General features: G+C 69.6%; 10 protein-coding genes. 4 read left to right on the top strand and 6 right to left on the bottom strand.

Annotated features, from left to right (window positions below; genetic code table 11):
- Window positions 1-61 precede the first annotated feature (61 nt).
- Window positions 62-514, bottom strand: a complete 453-nt coding sequence (locus tag RKE25_RS08910; RefSeq protein WP_311841883.1) for a DUF3574 domain-containing protein — start codon at window positions 512-514, stop codon at window positions 62-64.
- A gap of 345 nt (window positions 515-859) precedes the next feature.
- Between RKE25_RS08910 and RKE25_RS08905 the strand changes: the two genes are divergently transcribed.
- The 4 genes from RKE25_RS08905 (at window position 860) to recD (ending at window position 12,848) form a co-directional block, all read left to right on the top strand.
- A complete protein-coding gene (locus tag RKE25_RS08905) occupies window positions 860-3,316 on the top strand; it encodes a TonB-dependent receptor (protein ID WP_311841882.1) in 2,457 nt (818 codons plus the stop codon).
- A gap of 415 nt (window positions 3,317-3,731) precedes the next feature.
- Entirely contained in the window at window positions 3,732-7,220 is a 3,489-nt protein-coding gene (gene recC / locus RKE25_RS08900; RefSeq protein ID WP_311841881.1) for an exodeoxyribonuclease V subunit gamma, read from the top strand.
- Window positions 7,217-10,894, top strand: a complete 3,678-nt coding sequence (recB, locus tag RKE25_RS08895) for an exodeoxyribonuclease V subunit beta (RefSeq protein ID WP_311841880.1) — start codon at window positions 7,217-7,219, stop codon at window positions 10,892-10,894. Before recC ends, recB begins: the two co-directional genes overlap by 4 nt.
- Window positions 10,884-12,848 carry an exodeoxyribonuclease V subunit alpha gene (gene recD, locus RKE25_RS08890; RefSeq protein ID WP_311841879.1) on the top strand — a complete coding sequence of 655 codons (1,965 nt, stop codon included), beginning with the start codon at window positions 10,884-10,886 and terminating at the stop codon, window positions 12,846-12,848. Before recB ends, recD begins: the two co-directional genes overlap by 11 nt.
- Window positions 12,849-12,896: 48 nt before the next feature.
- Here recD and RKE25_RS08885 read toward each other — a convergent pair whose 3' ends face one another.
- From RKE25_RS08885 to RKE25_RS08865, 5 genes are all read right to left on the bottom strand, one after another.
- Window positions 12,897-13,331, bottom strand: coding sequence for a type IV pilin protein (locus tag RKE25_RS08885; protein WP_311841878.1), 435 nt, complete (start codon window positions 13,329-13,331; stop codon window positions 12,897-12,899).
- A gap of 30 nt (window positions 13,332-13,361) precedes the next feature.
- Window positions 13,362-14,012 carry a PilX N-terminal domain-containing pilus assembly protein gene (locus tag RKE25_RS08880; RefSeq protein WP_311841877.1) on the bottom strand — a complete coding sequence of 217 codons (651 nt, stop codon included), beginning with the start codon at window positions 14,010-14,012 and terminating at the stop codon, window positions 13,362-13,364.
- Window positions 14,013-14,146: 134 nt separating this feature from the next.
- Complete coding sequence (locus RKE25_RS08875) at window positions 14,147-15,448, bottom strand: PilW family protein (RefSeq protein ID WP_311841876.1); 1,302 nt, start codon at window positions 15,446-15,448, stop codon at window positions 14,147-14,149.
- Window positions 15,445-15,969: a type IV pilus modification protein PilV gene (pilV, locus tag RKE25_RS08870; protein WP_311841875.1), complete on the bottom strand. Its 525-nt coding sequence runs from the start codon at window positions 15,967-15,969 to the stop codon at window positions 15,445-15,447. Before pilV ends, RKE25_RS08875 begins: the two co-directional genes overlap by 4 nt.
- 171 nt (window positions 15,970-16,140) lie before the next feature.
- Complete coding sequence (locus tag RKE25_RS08865; protein ID WP_311842362.1) at window positions 16,141-17,988, bottom strand: ABC transporter ATP-binding protein; 1,848 nt, start codon at window positions 17,986-17,988, stop codon at window positions 16,141-16,143.
- Window positions 17,989-18,489: the final 501 nt, after the last annotated feature.

Below are 18,489 nucleotides of genomic sequence, written 5' to 3'. Positions count from 1 at the left end.
CCGCCGGCATCATCGCGCGGCGCTGGATAGGCCGGAAGAACCCGGACGAAGAAATCGCGTTTCAGAAAGAAACATCCGCCGGCTGCGTCACCCGCAACACCGACTGATCGCCGGTGCGCTTCTTCCATGCGGCGCGAATCGCTTCCACCTTGGCGCGGTTGGACGGCGTATCGGGATAGTCGATCACCAATTGCTTGGAGCGCAGCCGCTCGGGCGAAGGCTGCCCCTTGCCCTGCCACTGTCCATACACGTCGATCACGCTGAGGCCATCGGGAAAGCGGCTGGTCACTTCCTGGTCCAGGAAGGTGCGCCACGCCTGTTCGCTCACCCCGCTATCGGGTTTGTCGACCAGGCCGAGCCCGAAGTACAGCCGCGTCTCCACCCAACCCGCCGTCGCCGCGGGATGCGCGGTGTCGCCCTGCAAGGTGGCGCCAGAGGTCGTGGGTGGCTGCGCCGCGCAGCCCGTCAGCAGTCCGAGAACGAGCACACCGGCAAGCGCGCGCTGAAATGGCATCGATAGTCCTTGGTGGGATTTGGACGTCCAGACGGATAGAGCCTCAGACGCCCGTCGCGAATTCGCAAGAAAGTATTGACATGAAACTGCCGCAATGCAACAAATGCGTGGCCTCTCTCCCTCCCCGCCGCCATCGCCTCTTCGCGCCCAGCATCGTGAACATGCCGCTCAACGGACAAACTGGCCTGCTGCGCGCCGAACGCATGCGTCGGCGATGTTGTCCACGCTGAACCGCCACGCCGGGCGCTGATCCCGCGCCCGCCGCACCTGGGCACCCCATCTGCGTCATCCATTGCCGTGCCTGAGGCGCGGTGCGTCACGCTGTCCTGACATCCAAGGAATCCCATGTCCGCCCCTCTCCGGAAGTACCGCCGCACCCGCCTGTCCGCCGCGATCGTCCTCCTCGTGTCCGCCGCCCAGGCGCAGGCCTGGCAGTCCGCCGGCACCGGACAGGCCCGCACGCTGGACCAGGTCGTGGTGACCGGCGTGCGCGCCAGCAGCCGCACCGCGCTCGAATCCCCGGTACCGGTGGACGTGCTGAGCCAGGACGATCTGCGCGCGGCCGGCGCCATCAACGGCGAGCTGGGCCAGGCACTGGCCACGCTCTTACCTTCGTTCAATTTCCCGCGCCAGTCCAACTCCGGCGGCTCCGACCACGTACGTGCTGCGCAGCTGCGCGGGCTATCGCCCGACCAGGTACTGGTGCTGGTCAACGGCAAGCGTTTCCACACTTCCGCGCTGGTCAACACCGACACCAAGATCGGACGCGGCACCACCCCGGTGGACTTCAACGCGATCCCCATCAGCGCGATCAAGCGCGTGGAAGTGCTGCGCGACGGCGCCGGCGCGCAATACGGTTCGGACGCCATCGCCGGCGTGGTCAATATCATCCTGGACGACGCTCCGGAGGGCGGCGAGGTCACTGCCACCTACGGCGCCAACCACACGCATTTCAGTCCGGCCGACCGCACCATCACCGACGGCAACAGCAGCTACGGCGCGGCGAAGTTCGGCACGCGCCTCGCCGGGACCGGTTTCTTCCGTGCCGGCATCGAGGCGGCTCATCGCGATGCCACCAACCGGGCCGGCCTCGACACCGTGCCGGACTGGCTGGCCGACCCCACGCCCGCCAACCTGGCCTTGCGCGGCAAGCGCAACTACGCCGCGGGCGACCCCAAGTCGGAAAACTACAGCGGCTGGCTCAACAGCGAACTGCCGCTGGGCGACGGCGCGCGGCTCTACTGGTTCGGCACGTACACGCAACGCCACACCATCGGCGACAACTATTTCCGCTACCCCGACAGCAGCGCCAACGTGGCGTCGATCTATCCCGGCGGCTATCGCCCGGAATCCATCGGCAGCAACCGCGACGTGCAGACCGCCGCCGGGATCCGCGGCAAGCTGGCTGACTGGAATGTGGACGGCAGCCTTAACTGGGGCAGCAACGCCTTCGATTACGACCTGCGGCATTCGCTCAATGCGTCGCTGGGTCCGGACAGCCCGACGTACTTCCATATCGGCAGCTATCGCTTCAACCAGGGCAGTGCCAACCTGGACGGCAACCGCGAGTTCGCCATCGGCAGCCGTTATCTCACCCTGGCGCTGGGCGCCGAGTTTCGCCACGAGCAGTTCCGCACCCTGCCAGGCGATCCGGCCTCCTATGCCGCGGGTCCGTACGCCGATGCCCCGGTCGGCGCACAGGCCGGCGGCGGTCTGCAGCCACAGGACGCCGCCCGCCTGTCGCGCAACGTGCGCGCGGCTTACGCGGAGGTCTCCAGCGATCTCACCGACCGCTTCTTCGTCGACGCCGCCGCACGCTACGAGCACTACAGCGACTTCGGCGGCAACTGGAGCGGCAAGCTCAGCGCGCGCTGGGAATTCGCTCCCGGCTTCGCCCTGCGTGGTGCCGCCTCCAACAACTTCCGCGCCCCCTCGCTGAGCCAGATCGGTTTCGAATCCACCACCAGCGGCTATGGCGCGGACGGCAAGCTGGTCACCGGCCGCATCCTGTCGGTGAACAACCCCATCGCGCGCGGCTTGGGGGCGCGGCCGCTGAAGCCGGAGACCTCGCGCAATGTCAGCGTGGGCCTGACCGGCCAGGTGGGCTCGCACTTCGACTTCAGCCTCGATGCCTACCAGATCGACATCGACCATCGCGTCACGCTGTCCGAGACCATCGACAGCGCGGGACTGGAGGACTACATCCTGCAGCGCTTCGGCGTACCCGGCGTGCAAAGCGTGGCGTTCTTCACCAACGCCGTGGACACCCGCACGCGCGGCGCCGAGCTGGTGGGCAACTACCGCACGCCCTGGGCCGGCGGCCATCTGCTGCTCACCCTTGCCTACAGCCACAACCACACCGACATCCGCGCCGTGCGCGCCACGCCGCCGGAACTCGAAGCCACCGGCGCGGGCAACGTGCTGTTCGGCGACGAGGAGCGCAACACCCTGGTCGACGCGGCGCCGCGGCAGCGAGGCTCCTTCAGCGCGAACTGGAGCAACCGCCGCTGGTCCCTGCTCGGCCGCGTCACCCGGCAGGGCTCGACCGTGCGCGTCTTCGATTTCGGCGGCGGCTTCGAACCGCGGCAGACCTACGCCGCCCGCTGGCAACTCGACGCCGAGGCAGAGCTGCACCTCACCCCGCGATTCAGCGTGGCGCTCGGCGGATACAACCTCACCAACCAGTACCCGACGCGCTCCAACGACGACATCAACTACGCCGGCAACTTCCCGTATGACGTCATTTCGCCGATCGGCGTGAATGGCGCGTATTGGTACGGACGCGCGCGCTATACGTTCTGACCGGCAGCTCCCGGTCACGCGTCCGGCGCGTGACGACGACGTCGACCGAGGTGTTCGGCGAGGCGCGCGCATGGCATGCATGACCACCGAAACGTGCGCTCGCCCATCGACCTCGAACCGTCTCGATGCAAGCGAACTATTGACATCGACCACATGCAATGCATCACAATGCGCCACCCGCGCACGAAACACGCGTGGGCCCACTGCCAAGCTTCACCCGCAACACCCATCGCCGCATGCCTCACCGCATGCGGCGATGTTCGTTTAGAGGCCACGCGGAATGCGCAAGCCGTCGCGCGCCGCCGCGCCGGCCGGAATCTGCGCGAGCAAGGATGTGGCCGCAGCGCCGCCACTCGCCCCTTACTCCGATGTCCGCCACAATCCGCCTCATGATCCCTTCTTCGCGCCGCCGGCCGTGACGAGCACCCTGGCACTGCCACTCGACGTCCCGATCGAGCCGGGCCTGATGGTCATCCATGGCAACCGCCTGGAGGACCTGCGCGATCTGCTGGTCGCCTGGATCCAGCGCACGCCGCTGCGCCCGCTCGAAGACGAACTCATGCTGGTGCAGAGCAACGGCATTGCGCAGTGGCTGAAGCTGGCCCTGGCGCGACCGCCGGGCGAAGGTGGCCTGGGCATCAGCGCGGCGGTGCAGGTGCAGCTGCCGGGCCGCTTCTTGTGGGACGCGTATCGCGCGGTGCTTGGCCGCGAGGCCGTGCCGTCGACGTCGCCGTTCGACAAGTCGCGCCTCACCTGGCGCCTGCTGCGATTGATCCCGCGCCACCTGGACGATCCCGACTTCCGCCCCCTGCGCGACTTCCTCGGCGAACGCCTGGACTGGCGCAAGCGCCATCAGCTCGCCGCGCGCATCGCCGACCTGTTCGACCAGTACCAGGTCTACCGCGCGCATTGGCTCGCCGACTGGGAACGCGGCGCCGACGTGCTGGCCGACGATTGGCGTGGCCGCCGCTCGCCGCTTCCGCCGGGCCAGCGCTGGCAGGCGCGGCTGTGGCGCCTGCTGCTGGACGACGTCGGCCCGGCGGCACGCCACAGTCATCGCGCGGCCGTACACGAGGCCTTCGTCGAACGTGCCGCCGCGCTCGCCGCGCGTCCGGCGCGGCTGCCGCGCCGCATCGTGGTGTTCGGCATTTCCTCGCTGCCGCTGCAGACGCTCGAAGCACTCACCGCGCTGGCCCGGCATTGCCAAGTGCTGCTGATGGTAGGCAACCCCTGCCGCCACTATTGGGCCGACATCGTCGAGGACCGCGAACTGCTGCGCGGACAGCAGCGCCGCCAGCCAAGCAAGCCCGGGCTGCCCGACGAACCGCGCTATGAGGACCTCCACCTGCACGCGAACCCGTTGCTCGCTGCCTGGGGCAAGCAGGGTCGCGACTACATCCGGCTGCTCGACAGCTTCGACCAGCCGGAACGCTATCGCCGCCGCTTCGCCGCCTGGAGCCCCGGCATCGACCTGTTCACCGACCCGGGCCGCGACACGCTGCTGCACCAGGTGCAGCAGGCCATCCTCGACCTGGAACCCTTGCCGGCCGATCCCGCGCAGCGCCAACCCTGGCGTGCCGGCGACGGTTCGCTGCGCTTCCACGTCGCGCACAGTGCGCAGCGCGAGGTGGAGGTCCTGCACGACCAACTGCTCGCCTTGTTCGAGCGTGCCGAACGCGAGGGCCGTCCGTTGGCGCCGCGTGACGTGATCGTGATGGTGCCCGACATCCAGACCTACGCGCCGCACGTGCAGGCGGTGTTCGGCCGCATTCCGCCGGACGACCCGCGCCACCTGCCCTATTCAGTAGCCGACCAACCAGACCGCGGCGCGGCGCCGCTGCTGGTCGCGCTAGAGCACCTGCTGTCGTTGCCCGAATCACGCTTCACGGTGAGCGACATCCTCGACCTGCTCGACGTACCGGCGCTGCGCCGCCGCTTCGGCTTCGACGACACCGGCCTGCCCACGCTGCGGCGCTGGATCGAGGGCGCCGGCATCCGCTGGGGCCTCGACGGTGCGCAGAAGGAAAGCCTCGGCCTGCCGCCGCAGGCGCAGAATAGTTGGGCGTTCGGCCTGCGCCGCCTGCTGCTCGGCTATGCGGTGGGCCATGGCGACACATGGCACGACACCGCGCCCTATGGCGAAGTCGGCGGCCTCGACGCCAGCCTGCTCGGCCCGCTCAGCCGCCTGCTCGACCAGCTGGAACAGAGCTGGCGCGAACTGCGCGCGCCCGCCACGCCGGCGACCTGGACGGCGCGCCTGCGCGCCTTGCTCGCCGCCTTCTTCGCCGCCGACGACAACACCGATGGCGACCGCCTCGGCCGCCTCGACGAGACGCTGGACGCCTGGCAGGAGGCCTGCGCGGAAGCGGCGCTGGACGAGCCGTTGCCGCTGGACATCGTGCGCGAGCACTGGTTGGAAAGCATCGACGCCAGTCGCCTCTCGCAGCGCTTCATGGGCGGTGCGGTGAGCTTCGGCACGCTGATGCCGATGCGCGCGATTCCGTTCCGCGTGGTGTGCCTGCTGGGCATGAACGACGGCGACTATCCGCGCCAGCAGGTGCCGGCCGATTTCGACCTGATGGCGCAGCCGGGCCAGTCGTTGCCGGGCGACCGCTCCCGCCGCGAAGACGACCGCTATCTGTTCCTGGAAGCGCTGCTTTCGGCGCGCGATGCACTGCACATGAGCTGGATCGGCCGCAGCGCCCGCGACAACACGCCGTTGCCGCCATCGGTACTGATCGGCCAGCTGCGCGACTATCTCGCCGCCGGCTGGCGCACGGCCGAAGGCGACGGCGAGCTGCTGGCCGAACTGACCGTCGAGTATCCGCTGCAGCCTTTCAGCCGCCGCTATTTCGGCGCCGACCGCGATCCGCGCATCTTCACCTATGCACGCGAATGGCAGCAGGCGCATCGCCTGGCGGCGGCGCCGGATGGCCCCACGGAACTCGCCCCCTGGCAGCCGGAGGCGCCGCTCGCGCTCGCGCAGTTGCAGTCTTTCCTCGCCCGCCCGGTGCGCTTCTTCTTCAATCAGCGGCTGAAGGTCTATCTCGGCGGCGAGGAGGCGGAGGCACCGGACGATGAACCCTTCGCGCTCGACGGCCTGGAACGCCACCAGGCGATCCAGGCCGCGCTGCAGGCGGCCATCGCCTCGCCCGAAGCACCTCCGGCGACGGTGGATGCGGCGGTGCGCCGGCTCGGCGAACAGGGCCGGCTGCCGGTCGGCGGTTTCGGCGAACTGTGGCGCGAGAACATCGCCGGCGAAGCACGCGCGCTCGCCACGCAATGGCAGGCCGCCGACCTGCGCTGGCCGCGCGTGGACGACAAGTTCGAGCTGCACCACGCGGCACACGGCCTCGTACTGGAAGATTGGCTGGCCGATCTGCGCCGCCCTGGGCCAGGACAAGCCGGCACGGACTACGTGCGCCTGGAACTGGTCCAGGGCGCCTTGCGCTCGGCGCGCACGCGCACCCTGCGGCTCGACAAGCTCATCGGCCCCTGGGTGGCCCACCTGTTCGCCCACGCCGGCGGTATGACGGTGGAAACGCGCGTCGTCGCGCTCGACGCGCAGGCGTGTTTCCCCGCCTTGCCGCCGGACCTGGCGCGGCAGCTGCTGGACGATCTGCTCGGCGCGCTCCAGGCCGGCATGCGCGCGCCGCTGCCGATGTCGCGCAAGGCGGCGTTCGCCTGGATCCAGTGCGAGCGCGAAGGCAAGGACGCGGCCGCAGCCGCGCGCCAGTGCTACGACCGCGACGACAGCGGACAGCGCACCGCCGAGGTGGACGAAGACGCCTACCTGCAGCGCGCATGGCCGGATTTCCAGGCGATGCTAGACGCTGGCTTCACGCGCTGGCTGCCGCCCTATCGCGCGCTGGCCGATAGCTTGCGCACCGGGGACGAAGCATGAGTGCCGCCATGGCTCCGCTCGACCCGCTGCGCCTGCCGCTGCGCGGCGTGCGCCTGATCGAGGCCAGCGCGGGTACCGGCAAGACCTGGACGATCGCCGCGCTGTACCTGCGACTGGTGCTGGGTCACGGCACGGGCGCACCGCTGCTGCCGGCGCAGATCCTGGTGCTCACCTTCACCAAGGCAGCCACCGCGGAACTGCGCGACCGCATCCGCGCGCGCCTGGCCGAAGCGGCCGGCGTGTTCCGCGGACAGGCGGAAGCCGATCCTTTCCTTGCCGCGCTGATGGGCGAGTACCCGGACGAGGGTGCGCGCGCCACGGCCGCCCGGCAACTGGAATTGGCCGCGCAATGGATGGACGAGGCCGCCGTGCACACCATCCACGGCTGGGCGCAGCGCATGCTGGCCCAGCACGCATTCGACAGCGGACACCCGTTCGTGCAGGACATCGAGACGGACGACAGCGATCTGCTGGCCGAGGCCGTGCGCGATTACTGGCGCCTGCATTGCCTGCCGCTGGAACGCGACGGCGCCGCCCTGCTCGCGCGCTGGTGGCAGGAACCGCAGGCGCTGCAGCTCTCCCTGCGCCCGCTGCTGCGCCAGCCAGCCGACCATCTGCGCCTGCACGGGCAGCCGCTGCCGGACGTGCCCGACCTGCGCGCGGTGCTGGAAGCGCCGCTGGCGCGCCGCGACGCTGCCCAGGCACATGCCCGCCGGCTCTGGCTGGCCGGCCGGCCGACGATCGAGGCCCTGTTCGACGAAGCCCTGCGGGCCAAGGCGCTCAACGCGCGCAGCTATCCGCCCGATCGCGTCGCCGCGGAGCTGGCCGAGCTACGCGCCTGGGCCGAGGATGGCGCCGACGCCGACGACAGACTGCTGAGCCGCTACACGCCGTCCAACCTCGACGGCGCGGCCAACAAGAACCGCACCGCGCCCGCGCACGAGGCATTCGCAGCGATCGCCGACCTGCTGCAAGCACGCCACGAGCTCGAGCGCGCCCGCCCTCTCGTACTCGCCCACGCCACGCCCTGGGTCGCCGCGCGACTGGACCTGGTCAAGCGCCAGCGCGCCCTGCTCGGCTTCGACGACATGCTGCGGCGGCTGGACGACGCCCTGCACGGCCCCGCCGGCGCGCGGCTGGCCGACACCATCGCCACGCAATACCCGGTCGCGCTGATCGACGAGTTCCAGGACACCGACCCGCTCCAGTGGCGCATCTTCCATCGCATCTACGCGGATCGCCCCGAGCACGGGCTGCTGCTGATCGGCGACCCGAAGCAGGCCATCTACGCCTTTCGCGGGGCCGACATCCACACCTACCTGCAGGCCCGCGCCGCTGCGGCGCCGCCGGTATGGACGCTGGACACCAATCACCGCTCCACGGCTTCGCTGGTGCGCGCGGTGAACCGTGTGTTCGAGCACGGCGACCGGCATCCGGGCGGCGCGTTCGCCTTCGGTACGAACGGGCGCGGCCTGCCGTTCCACCCGGTCGGCGCGCGCGGACGCGACGCCGAACTGCTGCTCGACGGCACGCCGCTGCCCGCGCTGCAGCTGGCCGTGCTCGACGAAGGCCAGTGCGTGGGCAGCACCGCGTATCGCCAGCGCATGGCCGAACAGGCGGCGGCCTGGCTGACCGGCCTGCTCGATGCCGCGCGCGAGGAGCGCTGCGGTTTCGCCGCCGACGGCATGCTGGTACCGCTGGCGCCGGGCGACGTGGCGATCCTGGTGCGCAACGGGCGCGAGGCGGCGACCATGCGCGCCGCGCTGCGCCAGGCCGGCCTGCGCAGCGTGTACCTGTCCGACCGCGATTCGGTGTTCGGCTCGCCGGAAGCCGCCGACCTGCTGCTGTGGCTGAAAGCCTGCGCCGAGCCCGGCTCCGACCGCGCCATGCGCGCCGCGCTGGCAACGCCCAGCCTCAATCGCGGCTACGCCGAGCTGGAACGCCTCAATACCGACGAACGCTGGTGGGAAGCCTGCGGCGAACGCTTCCGCCGCTTCCACGACACCTGGCAGCGCCACGGCGTGCTCGCCATGCTGCACGACCTGCTGCATGCGTTCGACCTGCCCTCGCGCCTGCTCGCGCACGACGGCGGCGAGCGCGCGCTCACCAATCTGCTGCACCTGGCCGAGCTGCTGCAGCAGGCCGCCGCTTCGCTGGACGGCGAGCACGCGCTGATCCGGCATCTCGCCGAGCAGGTCGCCGACGCCACCGCCGGCCAAGGCGACACGGCCGAGGAACAGATCGTGCGCCTGGAGAGCGAGGCCGAACTGGTCAAAGTCGTCACCGTGCACAAGTCGAAGGGCCTGGAATATCCGCTGGTGCTGCTTCCCTTCGCCTGTGCCGCACGCGAGGTAAAGCGCAGCGACGGATTCGTCTGGCACGACGCCGACGGCAACGCGCACATGGACCTGGAGCCCGACGACCAAGCCGTCGCCCAGGCCGAGCGCGAGCGCCTGCAGGAGGACCTGCGCCTGCTCTACGTGGCACTGACGCGCCCGCGCTATGCCTGCTGGGTGGGCGTGGCCTGCGTCAGCGTGGGCAATGCGAAACAGTCATCCCTGCACAAATCGGCCTTCGGCTACCTGCTCTCCGGCGGCGCGCCGATCGAACCGTCGGCGTTGTTGCCGGCCCTGCTCCAACTGCGCGGCGGCGAGGAAGCGATCGCCGTCGAAGCGCTGCCGGTGACGCCTGCGCCGCGCATCGTCCATGCGCCGGCGGAGGAACCCGCCGCGACGCAGCCGGCGCGCGACTACGCCAGCCGCCCCGGCGAGCGCTGGTGGATCGCCAGCTACAGCGTATTGCGCTATGCCGAAGATGAAGAAACCGGCGAAGCACCCGCCGCACCGGAAACACCGACGCAGGACGTGCTGGCCGAGGCCGGCGCCGAACAGCCGGCGGCGGCGATCGCGGCGCCGGAAGGCCGCGGCATCCACGCCTTTCCGCGCGGCGCGGTGGCCGGCACCTTCTTGCACGACTTGCTGGAATGGGCGGCCGGGGAAGGTTTCGCCGACGTCGCGGCGCATCCGGAAGCGCTGGCCGATCTCATCCACCGGCGCGTGCAGCGCCATGGCTGGCAGGCGCATGCGGCGATGCTCGCCGACTGGCTGCCCGCGCTGCTGCGCACGCCGTTGCCGCTGGCGGACGGGCGCGCGGTGGCGCTGGCCGATCTGCGCGACCCGTCGCGCTATCGCGTCGAACTGGAATTCTGGTTCGCCGTTAACCGCGTGGAAACACGCACACTGGATGGCCTCGTCACCGCCGGCACGCTCGACGCGCGCCCGCGTCTGCCGCTGCTGCCAGACCGGCTCAACGGCATGCTCAAGGGCTTCATCGACCTGCTGTTCGAACACGAGGGCCGCTACTACGTGGCCGACTACAAATCCAACTGGCTCGGCGCCGAAACCGCGGCCTACACCGCCGAAGCGGTACGCGACTCGGTGCTGCGCGAGCGCTACGACCTGCAGTACGCGCTCTACACGCTCGCCCTGCACCGCCAGCTGCGCGCGCGGCTGCCCGACTACGACTACGAACGCCACATGGGCGGCGTGCTGTACCTGTACCTGCGCGGCATCGACGGCGCCGGCCATGGCGTTCATTACGAGCGGCTGCCGCTGGCCTTGATCGAGGCGATGGACCGGCTGTTCGCCGAGGGAGAGCGCGCCGATGTCGCATGACGTCCGCCTGGCACTGCTGGATGCCGCCGAGGCGCAGGAACGCCTGCGCCCGCTCGACACGGCATTCGCGCGCTTCCTCGCCGAACAGGATGCCGGCGCTGACGCCGCCTGGTTGCTGCTGGCGGCACTGCTGAGCCGGCGCGTCGCGGACGGCCATCTGTGCCTGGACCTGTCGCTCTGGGAGCCGCTGGCCGAAGAGCAGGCCTGGCCCGCCGCGTGGCGCGACGCAGTGACGCGCATCCTGCGCGAAGACCACCCGCCCGCCTGGATCGCCAGCTGCGACGGCGCCTCGCCCCTGGTGCTGGACGGCGCACGCCTGTACCTGCGCCGTTACTGGAACCATGAGCGGCAGGTCGCGCAAGCCATCCTCGATCGGCTTGCGCTACCCCATGCGGCGCCGGTCCATCTGCGCGAGGAGCTGGCCCGCCTCTTTCCCGGCGATGCCTCGCCCGACTGGCCGCGCGTCGCCTGTGCGCTGGCTGCGCGCGGCGCCTTCACGGTGATCACCGGCGGCCCGGGCACGGGCAAGACCACCACCGTCGTGCGGCTGCTCGGCCTGTGGCAGACGCTGCGCCTGCGCGACGGCGAGCGCCCTTTGCGCATCCGTCTCGCGGCACCCACTGGCAAGGCCGCCGCGCGCCTGCACGCCTCCATCCAGGGCCAGCTCGCCAGGCTGGACGTGGACGACACGACGCGCGCCGCGATTCCGGCCCAGGTCGACACGCTGCATCGCCTGCTCGGCGCCCGCCCCGACACGCGGCACTTCCGCCACGATGCCGGGCACCCGCTGCCGCTGGATGTGCTGGTGATCGACGAGGCGTCGATGGTGGACCTGGAAATGATGTCCGCCGTGCTCGCCGCCCTGCCGCCGAACGCGCGCCTCGTGCTGCTCGGCGACAAGGACCAGCTGTCCTCGGTGGAAGCCGGCGCCGTGCTCGGCGACCTGTGCCGGCGCGCCGAAGCCGGCCACTACGGCCAGGACACCGCGGCCTGGCTGCGCGCAGTCGCCGGCGACGACGTCACGCCATGGGTCGCCCCGGACGCCCGCCCGCTCGACCAGCAGGTGGTGATGCTGCGGCACAGCCACCGCTTCGGCGCCGACAGCGGCATCGGCCGGCTGGCGCAGGCGGTGAATGCCGGCGACGTGGACGGCGTGCGCCTACTGTTCGCGTCGCCTCAGCCGGACATTGCGTGGATCACCCGCACCGCAGGCCCGAGCGACCTCGCCGAGCTGGTGCTGCACGGCGGCGCCGAACGCTTCGCGGACGATGGCGACACACCGGCCGGCTATCGCGGCTACCTCGAGCTGCTACGGCGCGAACGTCCCGCGCCCGGCGCCGACCAGGACACGCATGCGCTCTGGGCACGCCACGTGCTCGAAGCCTTCGGCCGCTTCCAGCTGCTTTGCGCGCTCCGGCGCGGGCCTTACGGCACCGAAGGGCTCAACCGGCAGGTCGAGGAGATCCTGCAGCGCGCACGCCTGATCGATCCCGTCCATCACTGGTACGAAGGCCGGCCGGTGCTGGTCACCCGCAACGACTACCAGCTGGGCCTGATGAACGGCGACGTGGGCATCGCCCTGCGCGTGCCCGGCGCGGACGGCGAACTGCGCCTGCGCGTGGCCTTCCTTGCCGCGGGCACCGACGGCGCGGAGGAAGGACGCATCCGCTTCGTGCTACCTTCGCGCCTGGGCGAGCTTGAAACGGTCTACGCGATGACGGTGCACAAGTCGCAAGGCTCGGAGTTCGAACACACCGCCCTGGTACTGCCCGACCAGACCAGTGGCGTACTCACCCGCGAACTGCTCTATACCGGCATCACGCGCGCGCGGCGACGGTTCACGCTGCTGAGCGCGGACGCCGTGGTGGAACGATCCGCGAAACAGCTGACGCTGCGCCACTCCGGCTTGCGCGAGCGGCTGCTTGGCCCGTCGGTGCCCGGCCCGCATCCATAACGGTTTCGATGCGGACGGAAGTTGCCTGCCAATCGCCGCCTCGCATGGTTACCAGCAGGCGCCGTTGCTGTTGGCCGGACCATCGGATGGCGGGGGCGTCTTCCTGCCCGTGTCGTCCATCGCCAGCGTGCCGCAGGCATCGTTCGCCTGCGCCTGCTGCGGAGAGGCCGTCGCGAGATAGGACTGCGGATTCGCGCCCGAAGGAAGTTCCAGCGTCGCCTGGTAATGGGCTTTCGCTGACGGCGCCGGATCGGCGAAGCCGAGATCGGCCAACTTGCCGTAGCGATGAAAGGTGGCGTAGTGGCGCTCCTGTGCATGGGCGATGCGCAGCAGCAATTCCTTGCCTTCCACGCGGCGCGCACGATAGGTGTAGCGGCCATACGCGGGCACGGCCAGCGCGGCCAGAATGGCGATAATGCCGGCGACCACCAGCAGCTCGATCAAGGTGAAGCCGTGGATACGGCGGATGCGTTTTGCGGTCATTAGCACTGCTTGATCTCGGCTTGCTGCACGTCATTCGCCCCTGGCGGCGAAGATGCTTTCGGCCACGCGCACGACGTGCTCGCTGCCGCCAGTGGCGCGTGCGGTGATGCGGTAGATGTGGCGGCCGGTCGGGCGCGGCTCGGTGGTTGCGTCGCTGGTGGCATCGCCTTCGTGCGGCGGCCCGGCGCCGGGCGCGAACTCAGGGCCCAGGTCCTCGATGAGGTAGAACGGGTTCCTCGCGAGCGCGGCGGTGCGGCGCGCGTCCTCGGCCAGTCCGCTGCCGGTGGGCATGGTGTAGTCCTGGCTGCCGTCGCCGCCCTTGTATTCGGTGGCGCCCTTCGTGACCCAGCCTTCCTTGCTGCGGAAATCCTGGACGTGCTTGCTGGGGCGTGCGGGGTCGTACACATAGCAATCGGCGATCGGCGCGACACCGCAGCGGATCTGGCCCGCCTGCGCCGCCTTCCACAGCCGCCATTCGGCGCCGCGCAGCGCCGTTTGCGCAGCGAGTTCGGCCAGCTGTGCGTTGCGTAGCCCACCGGCCATGCGTTCCTGCAGCGACGCATGGCCGGCGGCGCTCACCGCGAGCATGGTGAGCAGCAGCAGGAAGGCCAGCGCCACCATCAGCGCGACGCCGCGTTGTTGGTGGGCGATGCCGCGTGGCCGCGACCCGGATATCGACATGGTTCTCTCCTGAGAAACGTGATGGCCTTTACGCAGGCACGAGTGCTTCGGCACGCCGCGCGTTCGACCGCTTTGCCTGACTTCCTTGGCCACGCCTAAGCCTGCATTCGGGCCATGGGCCCCGAAGCGCGCAGCTACGGGCTGTCGTTGCGCAGTGACACCAGTGCGCTGAACTCGCGCCGCAACATGCGATGGTCGAAGCCCTGCTCGGCGGGTGCGACGGCGCGTCCGGCGTGATCCGGCGCCATGGGTGCGGTATCGCCGTCGATGCTGTACGCGTAGCGCTGTTCGTCTGCGGTGAGCGTGCCGTGCACCTGCTGGCCGCTCACCAGCATGTGCACTTCGATGCTCTTCACTGCGCGCCAGAGGCAGCCGTAGCCATCGCCGGGCGTGTCCGGCGGAGCGGGCGGACAGGCGATGGTACCGCCAGCGCGATCATCGACCTCGCTGGCGGTGAGGTAGCGCGTGCCGCCGCCGGCGTCCTCCACGCCGTAGAGGAAATCCAGCCGCTCCACGCCGCGCACCACTTCGCTGGCTTCGCCGTTGTCACGGCGCATCAGCGCACCCGTGGCGCTGCCGTCGCCGAGTTCCACGACCTGCAGGTAGTAGGTGGTGGTATGGAAATCGCGATTGAAATCGAACAGGCGCGGCGCGGACAGCTGAGGCGGCATCACCGGCGTCGCCAGATTGAGGCCCGTATCGGACGCGTCGGGATAGAACGCGCTGCCCTGCAAGTTCGCGGAGAAAATCTGGCTATCGGAGCAGTCGGCCAACATCATCAGATCGCCGGCTTGGTAGACCTCGGCGATGGCGGGCTCGCCCTGTCCCGGCGCCACCGTGACGTGGTGGAGCAAACCATCCGCCGTAACGCTTGCCGTGCTGGCGCCGCCGAGCGCCCAACCTCCCGAGATGTCGAGATAACGCAGCGTCAGCACGTCGGCGCCCACCACGCGCCTGCCGTTCTCCTTGCCGGGCGGCGGCAGGCTGGCTGGGGCTCGCGGCGTGCACGACGCCTTGCCGCATTGGTAGCCGCGCATCGTCAGGAACGGCGGAAAGCGGTAGGGGCTGGTCGGCCGACTGGGATACGGAGCGCTGCCCCATGGCGTGGTGAGGTCCGACAAGGCCTCGTTCAGTGCGCTGGCCTGCACCATCGGTGCCCGCGTGGGCCGGGGTTCGTCGTCGGCGCTGTGGACGCCGGACGGGGGCGTGCAGTACTGCGCGTTGGCCATGCGCAAGTCCCGCACCAGCCGGGTGATGGCGAAGCGTCCGTCTTCCTGCAGTCGTGCCATCTGGCTCTGCACGCGATGGCTGCCGGAGGTCGAAAGGAATACCGACACGATGCCGGCCGCCACCATCAGGCCGAGCGCCATCGCGACCAGCAGCTCGACCAGGGTGACGCCATGCTGGCCGCAGGGCCGGAGACGTCCGCCGCTCACGGCTGAAAGATCCAGGCGAAGGTCTGCTTGGCTGCACCGCCGTGGTCCTTGTCACCCACCTGACGCTCGGTCCACCGCACGCTCATCGCACAGCTGCCGCCGAACGGCGGGCGCATGCCGATCTGCTGCGGCGTCAGCGCGAAGCCTGCCGGAGCGCGGTCGCAACGGATATGGCCGGTTGCATCCGGCACTGTGCTGGCCAGCAAACCGGCCCATGCGGAGCGGTCGCGCGCCGCCAGTTCCGTCGGCGTGCAGGCGGCGGTGCTGCAGGACGCAGCGGAGCCGTCGGCAGTCGCCTCGCCGTCGTAGTCGCCGCGCCATACCGCGATTGGGTTGGCGCGCATGCGCTCGATCATGCTGCCCGCGAGAAAGGTGACCTGGGTGCGCAGGTAGGCCGCATGGCTGGAGCGCACCGCCATCACCAGCAAGCCGGAAAGGCCGAGCAGGCCGACGCTGAAGACCAGCACCGCGATCATCACTTCGATCAGCGAAACGCCTCGCTGCCACGCTTGAATCCGCATGGATCACATCCTTGTGAGGTTGTCTTCAACTTACGAAGCGCGCGTTGGCGGAACAAGCTTGCATGGCGCTGCCGGCAGCAAAAAGCCGACGAGCGGTGTCGTCGGCTTTCGCAAATTTGCTGCAGTTCACAAGGCGCGGGACGAACGCGAGGTTCGCCGGCGATCATGCCATCAGGCGACGACGGCATCGTCCTCCGCCGCCACGAAGCCGCCGGTCTGGCGCTTCCACAGGCGGGCGTAGAGTCCGCCGTGCGCGATCAGCTCGGCATGCGTGCCGGTCTCCACGATGTGGCCCTTGTCCATCACCACCAGCCGGTCCATGCGTGCGATGGTGGAGAGGCGATGGGCAATCGCGATCACCGTCTTGCCGCGCATCAGCACTTCCAGGCTGTCCTGGATCGCCGCTTCGGCTTCCGAGTCCAGCGCGGAGGTGGCTTCGTCCAGCACCAGGATCGGCGCGTCCTTCAGCAGCACGCGCGCGATCGCGATGCGCTGGCGCTGGCCGCCGCTGAGCTTCACGCCGCGCTCGCCCACGTGCGCGTCGTAGCCGTGCCGACCCTCGCCGTCCGTGAGCTGCGGGATGAATTCGTCCGCGCGCGCCTTGCGTACGGCCTCGCGGATCTCGTCGTCGGTGGCGCCGGGACGGCCGTACAGCAAGTTGTCGCGGATCGAGCGGTGCAGCAGCGAGGTGTCCTGCGTGACCACGCCAATCTGCGAGCGTAGGCTTTCCTGCTCCACCTGCGCGATGTCCTGCCCGTCGATCAGGATGCGCCCGCCTTCCAGGTCATACAGGCGCAGCAGCACGTTCACCAGGGTGGACTTGCCCGCGCCGGAGGGCCCCACCAGGCCGATCTTCTCGCCGGGGCACACCACCAGGTCCAGGCCGGCGATCACGCCGCCCTGCTTGCCGTAGTGGAAGTGGATGTCCTCGAAGCGCACGCCGCCCTGCGTCACCTGCAGCGGCACGGCGCCGGGGCGGTCCTGCACCTGGCGCGGCTTGGAGATGGTCTCGATGCCGTCCTGCACGGTGCCGACGTTCTCGAAGATGCCGTTGACCACCCACATGATCCAGCCGGACATGTTGTGGATGCGGATCACCAGTCCCGTGGAAAGCGCGATCGCGCCCACGGTCACCCGCCCCTCGCTCCACAGCCAGATCGCCAGCGCGGACGTGCCCACGATCAGGAAGCCGTTGAGCGTGGCGATGGTGGCGTCCATTGCCGTGGTCAGCCGCGTCATCGCGCGCATGCGCTGGATCTGCTCGCCCATGGCCTCGGCCACGTAGGCTTCCTCGCGGCGGGTATGCGCGAACAGCTTGAGGGTGAGGATGTTGCTGTAGCCGTCGACGATGCGGCCCATCAGCCGCGAACGCGCCTCCGACTGCTTCCAGGAGCGCTCCTTGGTGCGCGGCACGAAATACGCCAGCGTGACCACGTACGCCCCCAGCCACGCCAGCAGCGGCGCCGCCAGCCAGAGGTCCGCCTGGGCGAACATCACCAGTGCGCTGCCGGTGTAGATGGTGACGTACCAGATCGCATCCACGATCTGCACCGCCGATTCGCGCAGGGAACCGGCGGTCTGCATGATGCGGTTGGCGATGCGCCCGGCGTAGTCGTTCTGGAAGAAACCCAGGCTCTGGCGGATGACGTAGCGATGGTTCTGCCAGCGGATGCGGCTGGTCAGGTTGGGCACGATGGCCTGGTTGACCAGCAAGTCATGCAGACCGATCAGCACCGGCCTTGCCACGAGCGTCACCGCGCCCATCCACAGCAGCTCGCGTCCGTGCGCGCGAAAGAAATCCGCCCCCGGCGCGCCCTTGGCCAGGTCGACGATGCGCCCGATGAAGCCGAACATCGCGACCTCGACAATCGCCACGCCGAACCCCACCACGATCGCCGCCGCGAACACCGGCCACACCTGCCGCAGATAGAACACGTAAAACCGCCCGACGGAAGCAGGCGGCATGCCCTCCTCCGGCTCCTTGAAGGCATCGATCAGCGATTCGAACCAACGGAAGATCATGGGAAGTCCTGCCATGCCAGACCGGCATGGTGCCTGAAAGACGGGTGAGGGGAATGACAAGTTGAGGGCGATGGGGAGGGGTTGCAAGCGGTAGTTAGGGGCTAGTGCGGCTGTATCCACACGGGTCGGCGCCCTGTTTGCGCGGGGCTTTGACACTTGCTGTGTGGTGGCGAGCACCCGCCCCTCATCCCGCCTTCTCCCCGGCGGGGAGAAGGAGAAGTGCGGTACCGCGGCACAAGAGCGAGCGAAGCGACGCTCCGCGTTGCTCTTGATCTGCCGGGTTCCCTTCGCGGCGGTGAGGGCTGGACGATCAGGCCGCCAAAGGCGGGCGGGGACAGGGATGTCCCCGCCTTTTCGATCAGGGCATGGATGCCCTGTCGAAAAGCCCGGCCAGCCCTCAACGCACCCGCAGCAGCGAAGGCTGCGGAGGGCGCCGCGCAGGGGGCCCTTCTTCTTGGTTACTTCTTCTTGGGCAAGCAAGAAGAAGTAACTCGCTCT

This window comes from Dyella sp. BiH032, from assembly GCF_031954525.1.
GTDB lineage: Bacteria > Pseudomonadota > Gammaproteobacteria > Xanthomonadales > Rhodanobacteraceae > Dyella_D.
The sequence above is the reverse complement of the archived record's forward strand: the minus strand, read 5'-3'. Positions and strand labels throughout refer to the sequence as shown.